The organism is Blastococcus sp. SYSU DS0753 (assembly GCF_054051175.1).
Genome location: NZ_JBJHAT010000033.1, coordinates 40,710 through 54,562, shown reverse-complemented (window position 1 = coordinate 54,562; position 13,853 = coordinate 40,710). Strand labels below are relative to the sequence as shown.

Genomic DNA, 13,853 nt, shown 5'->3' with positions numbered 1-13,853 from the left:
TAAGCACGCCGCCAGCGTTCGTCCTGAGCCAGGATCAAACTCTCCGTAGATGATTTGATCGCAGCTGAGAACCGCGAGCTGACACTCGCGATATCAATCAACCAAAGGAATCCCAGCCCCAACCACACAGTGGCCAGGGCACGGGGTATTACTTGGCACTGACTTTCGGCACGCTGTTGAGTTCTCAAGGAGCGGACGCGCAAGAATCCCGGCCAATTTCTTGGCCATCGTTCGAGGCGGTTTCTCCACTGTACACCGGGCTCCGCATCGGTGAACCTCGGGGGCTCGTCCGGCGGTTTCCCGGGCCTCGCGGCCCGGTCCGTTCTCGCTCGGTGCAGGGAGAACAGTACACGCTCTCCGAGGGGGTCTGCAGGGGGGGTCCCCGGGCCCCGCGCGGAGCCAGGGGACGGCGCCTCCAGCCCCGTCGTTCCGCACTTTTCGGGCTCAGGCGACGCCGCGAGGGCGGAACTGGACACTCACCCGCGGTCCGACCGGCTTGGTCGTCTTCGGGATGCAGTGCTCCCAGGTGCGCTGGCAGGAACCGCCCATGACCACGAGGTCACCGTGGCCGAGGGGGAAGCGCAGCGACTCCCCGCCGCCGACCGGGCGCAGGAGCAGCGGGCGGGGCGAGCCGAAGGAGACGATCGCGACCATCGTGTCGGCCGATCGCCCGCGGCCGATGCGGTCACCGTGCCAGGCCACGCTGTCCCGCCCGTCGCGGTAGAGGCACATCCCCGCGGTGACGAACGGCTCGCCCAGCTCGGGCAGGTAGTGCCGGTTCAGCCGATCCCGGGCCTCGCCGAGCAGCGGGTGCGGCAGCTGCTCGCGGCCGGAGTACCAGCGGAGCAGCCGCGGGACCGCGACCTCCCGCTCGTACATCTGCCGGCGGTCCTCCCGCCAGCCGATGTCACCGAGCAGCACGTCGAGCACCTCGTCCGAGCCGGCCACCCAGCCGGGCAGGTGGTCGACCCACGCCCCCCGGCCCAGGTCGTGACGGGTCGCGCCATCCAGGGGTTGGAGCGTCGCCTCGTCGGCGAGATCCCACATCGAGGGCTGGGCAGGCCCCGTCCGGAGGCTCGCGGCGAGCGGGCGAGCGGCGAGGGGGACGGGGTCCTTCTCCATGCCGGCACGCTACCCCGACTTTTCGCACATGTGTGCGAAAAGCTGTGGATACGCGGCCCCTCTGCAGGGGCCCGCGCCGAGCGTGCGAGGCGTGGGGGGCAGAGGGGTCCTCCTTCAGGCGGTGAGCGCCAGGGCGAACGGCAGCACCGACGATGCGCCGGCCCGGCAGAGCTCCCGGCCGGCGACGGTCATGGTCCAGCGCGAGTCGGCCAGGTCGTCGACCAGCAGCACCGGTCCCGACACCTCCGCCAGCCGGTCGCGCAGCTCCGGGCCCACGACGATCCGGTCCCACACGGCCGCCAGCCGGAAGGCACTGTTCCCGCCAGGCTGCCCGGTCGGCCCACCGTGGGCCAGGGAGAGCTCGCCCAGGTAGGGGAGCCGGCCCATGCGCGCCAGCCCCTGCGCGACGCCCGTCACCAGCCGGGGGCGGCGGCGCGACGGCACCGCCACCACGGCCGCCGGGCGCTCCGCCCAGTCCCAGGCGGCGAGCACGCGGCCACAGGCCCGGAGGAGCTCCTCGTCCGGTGGGACGTCGGAGACGGAGCGGCGCACCGGCACGTCGAAGGCGGCGTCCGGGTCCTCCTCGATGCTGGGCGCCTCGAGGTCGAGCTCCACCACACCGCCGACGCCGTCGTCGCCGAGGAGGGACCGCAGGCGCTGTCCCCAGCCGAGGTCGGTCAGCCGGGCGACGGCGCGGCCGGTCGCCAGCTGCTCCCCCGGCGGGATCTTCCCCTTGACGTCGACGCCCAGCCGGTCGGCGCCGGTCGGCCACATCGCCCGCGGCGCCAGCTCCACCCCGGGACGGTCCAGCGCGGCGGACGCCGCCTCGGACGCCGCTTCGGGGACGTCGGTGGCGTACCAGGGCCCGGCGCAGACGTCGCAGCGGCCGCAGGGGGCGGCGGTCGGGTCGTCGAGCGCGGACTGCAGGAATGCCATGCGGCACTCGGCCTCGTCGACCGGCTTGGCGTAGGTGAGCATCGCGCGCTGCTCGGCCTCCCGGGTGCGGGTGACCCCGGCGTAGCGGTCGGCGTCGTAGACCCACGGCTGCCCGGTCGAGCGCCAGCCGCCCTGCACCCGCTCCACCGCACCGTCGACGGCGAGGACCTTGAGCAGCAGCTCCAGCCGGGACCGCCGGACGTCGGCCACCGTCTCCAGGCGGGCCACCGACCAGGCCTTGCCGTCGGCCATCGCCGTGAGCACCGCGGCGGCGTGGTCCTCGCGCGGCATGGACGAGGTGGCGAACCACTGCCAGATCGCGATGTCCTCGGGGCCGGGGAGCAGCAGCACGTCGGCGTGCTCGACCGCGCGGCCCGCACGGCCGACCTGCTGGTAGTAGCTGACCGGCGACGACGGCGCGCCCAGGTGGACGACGAACCCCAGGTCGGGCTTGTCGAAGCCCATGCCCAGGGCGGAGGTGGCGACCAGCGCCTTCACCTCGTTCTTCCGCAACGCCTCCTCGGCGTCCTTGCGGTCGGCGTCGTCGAGCCGGCCGGTGTAGGCGCGGACCTCGTGGCCGGCGTCGCGCAGCAGGTTCGCCGTCTCCTCGGCCGCCGCGACGGTGAGCGTGTAGACGATGCCGCTGCCCGGCAGGTCGCCGAGGTGGGCGGCGAGCCAGGCCAGGCGGGCCCGGTCCGAGGGCAGCCGCAGCACGCCCAGGCGGAGCGAGTCGCGGGAGAGCGGACCGCGGACGGTGGTCACCTCGACGCCCCCGGCGCCGAGCTGCTCGGCGACGTCGGCCACCACCCGCTCGTTCGCCGTCGCGGTGGTGGCCAGGACCGGCGTGCCGGCCGGCAGCGTGCCCAGCAGGTCGCGGATCCGGCGGTAGTCGGGGCGGAAGTCGTGCCCCCAGTCGGAGACGCAGTGCGCCTCGTCGACGACGACCAGCCCGCAGCGGGCCACCAGCCCGGGCAGCTGCTCCTCCCGGAAGCGCGGGTTGGTGAGCCGCTCGGGCGAGACGAGCAGGACGTCGACGTCGTCGGCGGCCAGGCGGGCGGCGATGTCGTCCCACTCCGTCATGTTGGCGCTGGAGATCTCCACCGCGCGGATGCCGGCGCGGGCCGCGGCGGCCACCTGGTCGCGCATCAGCGCCAGCAGCGGGGACACGAGCAGCGTCGGCCCGGCGCCGCGGCGGCGCAGCAGGGCGGTGGAGACGAAGTACACGGCGGACTTGCCCCAGCCGGTGCGCTGCACGACCAGCGCCCGCTGGGAGCGCTCGACCAGCGCGGCGACGGCGGCGTCCTGCCCCTCGCGGAAGACCGCGTCGGGGCGGCCGGTCAGCTCCCGGAGGATCTCCAGGGCCTCGTCGGCGATCGAGGACGGCGGTGCGGCGGTGCTCATGCCGACGACAGTAGGCACCACCGCCGACAGCGACGGCCCCCCGCGCGCGACCGGTGGACGACGGGGAGAATCCACAGGCGATGGACCACCAGGGGCAGCTTCCGGCCGACAACCACGTGCACACCCACTGGTCGTGGGACACCCCCGACTCGTCGACCATGCGCAGGGCGTGCGAGCGGGCGATCGCCCAGGGCCTGCCCGCGGTCGCCTTCACCGAGCACCTCGACTTCACCGTCTGGCACGAGGAGGACCGGGCGACCGCGGAAGGGCTGGTCGACCGCTACCCGGCCCACCAGCTGCCGATCGACGTCGAGGGCTACTTCGCCGAGCTGGCCGAGGTGCGCGACCGGTTCCCGGAACTGCGGATCTGGTCGGGCATCGAGACCGGCGAGCCGCACCTGTTCGCCGCGAGCATCGCCCGCCACCTCGAGGACTCCCCGGTCGACCGCATCCTCGGCTCGCTGCACTCGCTCTCCGACCAGGGTCGGCTGGTCGGTGTCGGCCGGCTCCTGCACGTCGACGCCGACGCCACCATGCGCCGCTACCTCGGCGAGATGGTCGGGATGATCGAGAGCAGCGACGTCTTCCAGGTCCTGGCCCACGTGGACTTCCCCCGCCGGTACTGGCCCGGCGGCTCGCAGCGGTACGTGGAGAAGGACTACGAGGAGGAGTACCGGGCGGTGTTCCGGGCCCTGGCCGGGAGCGGCCGGGCGCTGGAGATCAACACCAGCAGCCCGCTGGCGTCGGCGGACCAGGTGCGCTGGTTCTACGAGGCAGGCGGGGAAGCGGTCAGCTTCGGCAGCGACGCGCACGCGCCTGCCGCCGTCGGGCAGAAGTTCGACCTCGCCGTCGCCGTCGCGGAGGCGGCCGGGTTCCGCCCGGGCCGGGACCGCTTCGACTTCTGGCGCCGCTGACGCCAGGTCCCCGTCAGGCCGGGACGGTGGGCTCCGGCGCGGTGGGGGACGGCCGGTACCAGGCCCAGAGCACCAGCCCGACTACCAGCGACCAGAACGCCGACCCGATGCCGCCGACGGTGATCCCGCTGATCGCCACGAGGAAGTTGGCGACGACGGGGATCCGGTCCTCCGCCCGCGCCAGCGCGGCGCTGAGGGACGAGGCCAGCACCGGCCACAGGGCGAGGCCGGCGGCCGCCGCGACGAAGCCGGCCGGGGCCGTGGCGACGAGGGCTGCGACGGCGGCGGAGACCACCGCGAACCCGACGTAGGCAAGGCCGGCGGTGCGGGCGGCGAGGTAGCGGCGCCCGGGGTCGGCGTCGGCCTCCGGACCGGCCGCCAGTGCCGCGCTGATGGCGGCCAGGTTGATCGCGTGACCGCCGAACGGGGCGACGAGCAGCGTGCCGGCGCCGGTCACCGCCATGGCCGGGCGCCAGGGCGCCCGGTAGCCGAAGGCGGCCAGCACCGCCATGCCCGGCACGTTCTGCGAGGCCATGGTGACCAGGAACAGCGGCAGGGCCAGGCCGACGACGGCGACCGAGCCGAAGTCCGGGGTCGTCCACACCAGGCTCGGCAGCAGCGCCGCGACCGGGACGCCGCCGTCCCGGACGGCCAGCCACCCGATGATGCCGAGGGTGACCGCGAAGGCAGCCGGCACGGCCCAGCGCGGGGAGAACCGCAGGAGCACCACCCAGACAAGCACGACGGGCACCACCAGCCAGGGGATCTCCAGCGCGGCCCGGACCGGCTGGAGGCACAGCGGCACGAGGACGCCGGCGAGCATGGCCTGGGCGAGCACCGGGGGGATGGCGCCGATCGCCTCGCCCAGCCGGGGCCACGCAGCGGTGAGCAGGACGAGGACGCCGACGAGGAGGAAGGCGCCGACGGCCACCGACCAGGAGGGCGCCGAGGCCGTCGCCAGCAGTGCGGCCCCGGGCGTGGACCAGGCCACGGTGATCGGCATCCGCGTCCGCTGGGCGAGCAGGACGGTGGCCACGCCCATCGCGACCGAGAGGACCAGCAGGCCCGAGGCGGCCTGCTCCGGTGTGGCCCCGACCGCCCGCAGACCGGTGAGGACGACGGCGAAGGAGCTCAGGAAGCCCACGAGCGCGGTGACCAGCCCCGCAACGGTCGTCGAGGAGGGGGCGGGAGGCACGGCCGGGGACGCTAGCCGAGGGGCACGGGTGTTCCAGCTCACCGCGCTCCGACCCGGCGCCCGGCTACGTTGACGATCATGGGTGCCCCCGCTCCGACCGTCCGCGACGCCACCCCGGCGGACGCCGCCGCCTGCGCCGCGATCTACGCGCCCTACGTCACCGGCACGGCGATCACCTTCGAGCTCGAGCCGCCGACGCCGGCACAGATGGCGGAGCGGATCGCGGCGGCCCGGCGGGCGCACGCCTGGCTGGTCCTCGAGGACGACGGCGCCGTCGTCGGCTACGCCTACGCCGGGCCGTACAAGGAGCGCGCCGCCTACCGGTGGAGCTGCGAGGTGAGCGTCTACCTGGACGGCGGGCGACGACGGCGCGGCGGCGGGCGCGCCCTCTACGAAGCGCTGTTCGAGCGGCTGGCCGCCCGCGGGTTCCGCACCGCGATCGCCGGGATGACGCTGCCCAACGAGCCGAGCGAGGGCCTGCACACGGCGATGGGCTTCGAGCCGATCGGCACCTACCGGCGGATCGGGTTCAAGCACGGCCGGTGGCGCGACGTGCTCTGGGCGCAGCGACCGCTGGGCTCCTACGACGACGACCCGGCCGAGCCGAGCTGACCCTCCTCCGGAGAAGTACTTCACCGCTAAGGGAAATGCGGCTAGGGTCGGCGGGGTGACGTCGACGCGCGTGGTGATCGCCCTGGGCGGCAACGCCATGACCGGGGCCGACGGCTCCGCGACCCCGCAGGCGCAGCGCGATGCGATCCGGCAGGCCGCCGGGCACGTCGCCGAGGTCGTCGCCGCGGGCGTCCAGGTGGTGCTCACCCACGGGAACGGCCCGCAGGTCGGCAACCTGCTGGTCAAGAACGAGCTCGCCGCCCACGAGGTGCCCCCGGTGCCGCTGGACTGGAACGTGGCGCAGACCCAGGCCACCATCGGCTTCACCGTCGCCGACGAGCTGGACGCCGCCCTCGCCGTGCGCGGCCTCCCCCAGCGCACCGCCGCGCTGGTCACCCGCACCCGCGTCGACGCCGACGACCCGCGCTTCGCCGAGCCCTCCAAGCCGGTGGGCCGCTTCCTGCCGCGGGAGCGGGCGGAACAGTTCGTCTCGCTCGGGCAGACCTGGGAGGACCGCGGGGAGAAGGGCTGGCGGCGCGTCGTCGCCTCACCGGAACCCCGGGCCGTCGTCGACTCGCCCGCCATCCACGCCCTGGCCGCGGCCGGGTTCGTCGTGGTGTGCGCCGGCGGTGGCGGCATCCCGGTGATCGACGACCACGTCGACGGGCACGCGCTGCGCGGCGTCGAGGCGGTCATCGACAAGGACCTGACCGCCGCGATCCTCGCCCGCGACGTGGACGCCGACACCCTGGTCATCGCCACCGACGTCCCGAACGTGATGGTCGACTTCGGCACCCCGTCACAGCGCCCGCTGGGCCGGGTCACCGTCGCCGAGCTGCGTGAACTGGCGGCGGCCGGGCAGTTCGCCCGAGGATCGATGGGCCCGAAGGTGGAAGCAGCTCTCCGTTTCGTCGAAGGCTCCGCCGCCGGCCACGCCCCGCCCACCCGCGCCGTCATCACCTCGCTCCAGCACATCGCCGACGCCGTCCGTGGCGACGACGCCGGCACCGTCCTCACCCACTCCTGAAGGGAACCCGCATGCCCGCACCGATCGAGGTCCGCAAGGTCCCGCTGCACAACGTCAGCGACGCCTCCGAGCTCGCCAAGCTGATCGACGACGGCGTCATGGAGGCCGACCGCGTCATCGCCGTCATCGGCAAGACCGAGGGCAACGGCGGGATCAACGACTACACGCGGATCATCGCCGACCGTGCCTTCCGCGAGGTGCTGCTCGAGAAGGGCTCGCGGAGCAAGGAGGAGGTCGGCGACATCCCGATCGTGTGGTCCGGTGGCACCGACGGCGTCATCAGCCCGCACGCGACCGTCTTCGCGACGCTGCCCGAGGACTCGGTCGAGAAGACCGACGAGCCGCGGCTGACCGTGGGCTACGCGATGAGCGACGTCCTGCTGCCCGAGGACATCGGCCGCGTCGCGATGGTCGAGAAGGTCGCCGAGGGCGTGAAGAAGGCGATGGAGGCCGCGGGCATCACCGACCCGGCCGACGTGCACTACGTGCAGACCAAGACGCCGCTGCTGACGATCGACACGATCCGCGACGCCCACCAGCGCGGGGAGACCACCATCCTGGAGGAGCCGCACGGCTCCATGGACATCTCCAACGGCACGACGGCGCTGGGGATCGCGGTGGCGCTCGGCGAGATCGAGATGCCGAAGCAGGAGCAGATCATGCGCGACCTGTCGCTGTACTCCTCGGTCGCGTCCTGCTCGTCGGGTGTGGAGCTGGACCGGGCGCAGATCGTCGTCGTCGGCAACGCCCGCGGGCACGGCGGCAACTACCGGGTCGGCCACTCGGTGATGAAGGACGCGCTGGACCAGGACGGCATCTGGGCAGCCATCCGCGACGCCGGCCTCGAGCTGCCGGAGCGGCCGCACCACACCGACCTCGGCGACCGGCTGGTCAACGTCTTCCTCAAGTGCGAGGCCTCGCCCGACGGCAAGGTGCGCGGGCGGCGCAACGCCATGCTGGACGACTCCGACGTCTCCTGGCACCGCCAGATCAAGGCGTGCGTGGGCGGCGTGACCGCGTCGGTGACCGGCGACCCGGCGGTGTTCGTCTCGGTGGCCGCGGTGCACCAGGGCCCGTCCGGCGGCGGCCCGGTGGCAGCGATCGTCAAGGCGTAGTTCCCAGAACACCACTTCGGGGAAGTGGGGGTCCGGACGACGTTCCGGAGCCCTGCTTCCCCGATGTCGTTCCCGGGATCAGGCCAGGAGACCGCGGAGGCCGACGGGTGGGAGCGGCGCGGTGAGGTCCTCGTCGGCGGCCGCACGGGGCGCCCGGGACGGGGCCGGGACGGGCGGCCTGCCGCGCCGGGCGCCCGCTCCGCCCGGCACCACGAACCGGTAGGTCGCGTCGACGTCCCGGACGGCGAAGACGTCCTCCTCCGCGGCGGCGTGGTGCAGGACGACGGTGTCGAACCGCTCCGCGACCCGGCGCAGGGACTCGGCGTCGGAGACGTCGATGACGGTCCCGCCCGCGGCGAACCCGGCGACCGGCACGATCCGGTCGGCGTGCCGCACGAGGAACTCGTCGGCGGCGTCGCCGCGGCCGGTCCGGCCCAGCAGCGCACCGGCCGCGGCGACGAGCAGCGCGAGGGCCAGCAGGGCGAGGACGACGGCCCGGGCCACGCCGACGGGCACCGAGAGCGCCAGGACGTCGAACGAGCGGGGGCCGACCGTGGTCACCTGCATGGACGTCGGGGTCGCCGCCGTCAGCACGGTCCCGGGGTCACCGGCCAGCCGCAGGGCCGTCGGGTCGAGCGCGAAGTCCAGGCCGGCCGGGGGGCCCGCCTCGAAGGCGGTGCCCCGCACGGTGCCGGTGAGGGCCACGGTGGGGGTGACGGTCAGCGTCGCGGTGCTGCCCGAGACGCCGACCTCGGCGTAGTGCCGGGCCAGCACCTCGGCGGCGCGGGCGGCATCGACCTCGACCGACGCCGCAGCCACCCCGTCGGTGAAGCCGACGACGTGGCCGCTGGCGAGGTAGGTGCTCCAGCCGTCGGCCGCCTGCACGGTGACGTCGAGGCGCAGCGCGCCCTGGAGGCCGGCGAGGTCGGGGCCGGTGACGGTGTCCTCGTAGGAGACGGTCAGCCCGGTCGACAGCCTGGTCCAGACGGTGTCCCCCGTTCCCACCGTCCCGTCGGGGTAGGTGGTGCCGCGCTCGGCGGTCCCGGTGTAGGAGAAACGCCCCTGCTGGGTGACCGTGAGCGGCTCCTCGACCGCCTCGGTGCCGGGGACGACGAGGAGCGCACCGGCACCCAGGGCGGCGACCAGCGCGACGGCGGCGGCCACCAGCGCCACCTGACGGGCGCGGGCCCGCACGAGCACCGTCAGCGAGCCGCGGGGGACCCGTGGGAGCTGCACCGAGCGCACCGGGAACGACGGGACGGCGAAGGACGGCGTGCGCAGGGTCGGCAGCCGGCGGCGGAGCGCCCGGGCCCGGTGGCCGCCGCGCTTCCGGCGGGCCGCGGAGAGGACCAGGGCCGAGGCGACGCCCACGAGCGCGAGCACCGAGGGGGAGCTGATCGCCTTGAGCGCCTTGCCGCCCTGCGGGATGCGGACGAACAGCCGGCCGAGGATCTCCTCCTGCGTCGGGCGGTCCTCGTCGAGCCAGTCGTTGTTGTCGCCCTGGGTCACGAAGCCCTCGGCGTCCGCGGCGACGATGCGGTGCATGACGACCGTGTCGAGGGACTCGCTCCGGTAGGCGACGACGTCACCCACCGAGTAGGTGGAGGCCCGGCTGAGGACCGCCAGGTCCCCGGTGTGGAAGGCCGGCTCCATGCTGTTGCCGAAGGTGGAGACGTACGTCGTGCCGCCGCCGAGGCTGGCGGGCCAGAACAACCACAGGGTCGCCAGCACCAGCGCGACGACGGCGCTGGTGCTGGCGACCTTGGACGTAGCAGTCATGGCGTGGACACCGGTACGAGGAGGGCGGGCAGGCGCACGGCACCCGCCCTATTCGAATGGGTGGGTCAGGGGGCCGTCTGGAAGACGGCCAGGCCGACGCCCGTGAAACTGGTGAACGCGGGGTTGGGTGCGGTGTTGCAGGTGATCGTGCCCACCGTCCCGTCGTGGGTGCCGAAGGTCGTGCACTCGTAGGTCCCGACGATGCTGCCCGGAGTCGTGTTGCTGCTAGGGCCGTTGCGCAGCGTCAGGCTCGCCCCGTGACCGGTGTCGACGTCCTCCTGCACGGTGAAGACGACCTGCGCCAGATTGGCGTGGTCGGTGGTCGACGGCACGTACTGGATGTTTGTGACGGTCACACCGCTGACGGTGTTGGCGCCGAAGCCCGCGATGCTGGCGTCGACGGTGTTTCCGGCGGTGAAGGCGGAGGTGGTGGCGGCGATGCCGGCGACCGCGACACCGGCGAGCAGAACGCGCGACAGGCGCATTGCAGTGGTCCTGTTCTCTCAGTGGCCCAGACCCGCCGGGATGCTGGTCACCCGGTCCACGTGCTGGCTGCGCCGATTCGTTGACGCCCCTGTTCTCGGCACGACCCTGCGCATTCTCAACTCCTGTCCCAAAAGAAACTCGAGTCGCCGAGTCGACAGTTTCGGGACGGTCACCGAATGGCGCCGGAATGGCTTCCTACGGGCGGCTTCGGCGGTCGACCGGCGCGCCTTCCGGGGGTGCCGGGCATGCGGCCTAGCGTGTCTCGGAACCTCCCGGCCGACGGGCAGGTCCACCGGCAGCTGCAGGAGGCAACGGGTCGTGCGTCCGTCCGCGTCGTCAGGCCCCGCTCCGCTCCCCCCGGCGACGGCGGCGGCCGTGCCGGCATCGCGCCCACCCCGGGGCCCCGCCGGGCGGGACACCAGCATGGAGGACGCCGCGCGTCAGGCCGGCGTCCTCGCCCGGGCCTCGCGCGAGGTCTCCGACACCTCCGCGGAGGCCGCCGCCTCCCTCGCCGAGCTGCGGGCCGCCATCGGCGACATCTCCGCCAGCACCGGCCGGGCCTCGGCCGTCGCCGAGGAGGCGGTGCAGGACGCGCAGGCCGTCGACGAGCGGATCGCCGCGCTGCGGACCGCCAGCGAGTCGATCACCCAGTTCGTCCGGCTGATCGGCGCGATCAGCCAGCAGAGCCGCTTCCTCGCGCTGAACGCCTCCGTCGAGGCCGCCCGCGCGGGCGACCTCGGCCGCGGGTTCGCCGTCGTCGCCGACGAGGTCAAGGAGCTCGCCGACCGGACGGCGCAGGCGGCCCGCGACATCGACGCGCAGATCACGGCGGTGCAGCGGGAGACCCAGCAGGCCGTCGAGGCGGTCCGGCGGATCACCGGGACGCTCGGCTCCATCGCCGAGGCGCAGGACACCATCGCCGCCGCCGTCGAGCAGCAGCGGGCGGCCACCGAGCGCGTCGTGGAGAACGTCGACCGCGCGGCCGGCGGCTCCGCACGGATCAGCGAGGCCGTCGGGCAGCTGGCCGACAGCCAGCGGGTGGTCTACGTCCGGCGAGCCCTCGCGGTGGCCGAGCAGCAGCTGGCCGACCTGGGTGGCGCCCGACTCGGCGACGCCCGGACCCCCTTTCCCGTGCGCGACCAGACCACCGGCGCCACGCACACCGCCGCGCTCCCCGACCTGCTGCTCGGCGACATGCCCCTGGAGCGCAGCGACGACCCCCGCCGGCCGTCGCGGCTCGTCGACGAGGTGGTGCGGCAGGTCGGCGGCAGCTGCACGCTGTTCCAGCGCCTCGACGAGGCCGGGAGCATGGTGCGGGTGGCGACGACGGTGCTCACGCCCGCCGGCCGGCGCAATGTCGGCACCGCCATCGCGCGGACCGGCCCCGACGGCCGCCCGAACCCGGTGCTCGCCGCCGTGCTGGCCGGCGGGACCTACACCGGTGCGGCCACGGTTGCCGACCGGCCGTACTTCACCGCCTACACCGGGCTGCGGGACGACGGCGGGGCCCTCATCGGCATGCTCTACGTCGGCCTGCCCCTGGACTCGATGCCCGGCACCGGCGGCTGACCGCTCCGGGGGTCGACGGCGAGGCCGCCACCGTCCTCTAGGTTGACCAGGGGACGCGCCGCGCTGCTGGCGGGCACGAGGGGGATGCGGTGAAGCGGTTCGGGCGCGTGAACACCGCGCTGCCGGCCATCGTGCTGCTGCTCGTCGTGATCGCCGAGGTGATCACCGGCCGCGGCCAGGTGGTGCTGGGGCTCACCGTCATCGCCCCGCTCGCGTCGGCGACCTTCCTGAGCCGGCAGGCCACCGTCGCGTACGCGGCGTCCGCGTTCGTCGTCACCACGCTCCTCGGCCTCTACAGCCAGCAGTACACCGCCGAGACAGCGGTGGCGCAGAGCGTCCGGCTGGTCGCCGTCGCCCTCGGCGGGATCCTGGCCGTGGTGACCTGCGAGCTGCGGCTCCGCCGGGAGGCCCACGTGGCCCGGCTCGGCGCCGAGGCCGCCGCGACACGGGCCTCCGTCCACACCGGCGAGACGCTGCAGCGGGCGCTGCTGGGCGGCATCCCGCAGGTCCCGGGGCTCGAGACGGCCGCCCGCTACCTCCCCGGCGCGCGAGAGGCTCAGGTCGGCGGTGACTGGTACGACGCCTTTCCCTTGACCGACGGCCGCACCATGCTGGTCATCGGCGACGTCGCCGGCCACGACGCGCCCGCGGCAGCCACCATGGCGCAGACCCGCGGGATGCTCCGCGCGCTCGCCCGGGTCGGGCACGGCTCCCCCGCCGCCGCGCTGACCGTGCTGGACGACGTACTGGAGGGCCTGGGGCTGGACACGTTGGTGACCGTGGCCGTGGCGTCCGTCGACCCGCGGGGCGTGGCCGGGAACGCGGTGCCGCTGCAGTGGTCGAACGCGGGGCATCCGCCCCCGGTGGTCGTGCGGGCCGACGGCTGCGTGGAGGTGCTGGAACGGGAACCCGACCGGCTGCTCGGAGCCGGCACCGCCGACGGGCCACCGCGCACCGACCACGAGGTGGTGCTCCGGCGGGGCGACACGCTGCTGCTCTACACCGACGGGCTGGTCGAGCGGCGCGGCATGACCCTCGACGACGGCACCGCCTGGCTGGTGCGGGCGCTGGAGGAGCGCGGCCGGGAGCCGCTGGACCGCATGTGCGACGGCCTGCTGAGCGCGCTGGGCACCCGCGGCGACGACGACATCGCCCTGCTGGCGCTCCGGGTGCCGTCCTGACCGGTCAGCCGCCGAGCACGGTCAGGTAGCGGGGCGGTACCGCGGCGACCAGCCACACCCCGTTGGCCGAGCGGCTGAACCGCGCGCCCTCGCGGGCCATCGCGGCGGCGTCGACGCGCAGCACGACCGGTGCGCCGCGGCGGCTCCCGACGGCGCGGGCGGTGACGACGTCGGCGCTCAGGTGGACCGCGTGCCGACGTCCCGGGCGCAGCCCCTCGGCGAGGATGGCCGCCAGGAAACGCGCCACGGTGCCGTGGAAGAGCTCGTCCGGTGGCGTCTCGTCCGCGTAACCGAGATCGACGGCGACGCTGTGCCCCTGGCTGGCGCGGATGCGGCCACCCCGGAGCTCGTACCGGCGCTTGTCGTCGGCGGCCACGACGTGCTCGAGCTGCTCGCGGGTGAGGTGGAGCGCCGCGAGCAGCACGTCGACGTCGGCCCAGCCGGCGGGGTCCAGGGTGATCCCGACCGACTCGGGGCGGTGCCGCAGGACGAAGGACAGCCGCTTGCTCACCCGGA

At 74.3% G+C, this 13,853-nt stretch carries 12 protein-coding genes; 6 read left to right on the top strand and 6 right to left on the bottom strand.

Translation table 11 applies throughout. The annotated features are described in order from the left end of the window. Nucleotides 1-444: 444 nt before the first annotated feature. The gene (locus tag ACI799_RS19155) at nt 445-1,122 is read right to left on the bottom strand and encodes an alpha-ketoglutarate-dependent dioxygenase AlkB (protein WP_456613707.1); all 678 of its coding nucleotides are present in this window, start codon (nt 1,120-1,122) and stop codon (nt 445-447) included. A 114-nt stretch (nt 1,123-1,236) separates the two neighbouring features. Next, complete coding sequence (locus tag ACI799_RS19150; protein ID WP_456613706.1) at nt 1,237-3,459, bottom strand: DEAD/DEAH box helicase; 2,223 nt, start codon at nt 3,457-3,459, stop codon at nt 1,237-1,239. Between the two features lie 80 nt (nt 3,460-3,539). Between ACI799_RS19150 and ACI799_RS19145 the strand changes: the two genes are divergently transcribed. Next, nucleotides 3,540-4,373, top strand: coding sequence for a PHP domain-containing protein (locus tag ACI799_RS19145; RefSeq protein ID WP_456591251.1), 834 nt, complete (start codon nt 3,540-3,542; stop codon nt 4,371-4,373). A gap of 13 nt (nt 4,374-4,386) precedes the next feature. On the opposite strand, the gene ACI799_RS19140 is transcribed toward ACI799_RS19145, so the two are convergent. Then, entirely contained in the window at nt 4,387-5,568 is a 1,182-nt protein-coding gene (locus tag ACI799_RS19140; RefSeq protein ID WP_456613705.1) for a benzoate/H(+) symporter BenE family transporter, read from the bottom strand. A gap of 78 nt (nt 5,569-5,646) precedes the next feature. Between ACI799_RS19140 and ACI799_RS19135 the strand changes: the two genes are divergently transcribed. From ACI799_RS19135 to bar, 3 genes are read left to right on the top strand one after another with little or no spacing between them, the layout of a single operon-like run. Further along, nucleotides 5,647-6,180, top strand: a complete 534-nt coding sequence (locus ACI799_RS19135) for an N-acetyltransferase family protein (protein WP_456613704.1) — start codon at nt 5,647-5,649, stop codon at nt 6,178-6,180. A gap of 55 nt (nt 6,181-6,235) precedes the next feature. Then, on the top strand, nt 6,236-7,207 hold the full coding sequence (locus tag ACI799_RS19130; RefSeq protein ID WP_456600493.1) for a carbamate kinase: 972 nt from the start codon (nt 6,236-6,238) through the stop codon (nt 7,205-7,207). A gap of 11 nt (nt 7,208-7,218) precedes the next feature. After that, on the top strand, nt 7,219-8,322 hold the full coding sequence (gene bar / locus ACI799_RS19125) for a barbiturase (protein WP_456591255.1): 1,104 nt from the start codon (nt 7,219-7,221) through the stop codon (nt 8,320-8,322). 78 nt (nt 8,323-8,400) lie between these two features. On the opposite strand, the gene ACI799_RS19120 is transcribed toward bar, so the two are convergent. Together ACI799_RS19120 and ACI799_RS19115 are read right to left on the bottom strand one after the other, a co-directional pair. After that, nucleotides 8,401-10,101, bottom strand: coding sequence for a signal peptidase I (locus ACI799_RS19120; protein ID WP_456613703.1), 1,701 nt, complete (start codon nt 10,099-10,101; stop codon nt 8,401-8,403). Between the two features lie 65 nt (nt 10,102-10,166). Continuing rightward, complete coding sequence (locus ACI799_RS19115; RefSeq protein WP_456600490.1) at nt 10,167-10,586, bottom strand: hypothetical protein; 420 nt, start codon at nt 10,584-10,586, stop codon at nt 10,167-10,169. 424 nt (nt 10,587-11,010) lie between these two features. Here ACI799_RS19115 and ACI799_RS19110 point away from each other — a divergent pair, with 424 nt between their 5' ends. Both ACI799_RS19110 and ACI799_RS19105 read left to right on the top strand, forming a co-directional pair. After that, a complete protein-coding gene (locus ACI799_RS19110; protein ID WP_456613702.1) occupies nt 11,011-12,156 on the top strand; it encodes a Cache 3/Cache 2 fusion domain-containing protein in 1,146 nt (381 codons plus the stop codon). 107 nt (nt 12,157-12,263) lie between these two features. Next, on the top strand, nt 12,264-13,337 hold the full coding sequence (locus ACI799_RS19105) for a PP2C family protein-serine/threonine phosphatase (RefSeq protein WP_456600488.1): 1,074 nt from the start codon (nt 12,264-12,266) through the stop codon (nt 13,335-13,337). Between the two features lie 4 nt (nt 13,338-13,341). Here ACI799_RS19105 and ACI799_RS19100 read toward each other — a convergent pair whose 3' ends face one another. After that, entirely contained in the window at nt 13,342-13,848 is a 507-nt protein-coding gene (locus tag ACI799_RS19100) for an RNA 2'-phosphotransferase (RefSeq protein WP_456591260.1), read from the bottom strand. Nucleotides 13,849-13,853: the final 5 nt, after the last annotated feature.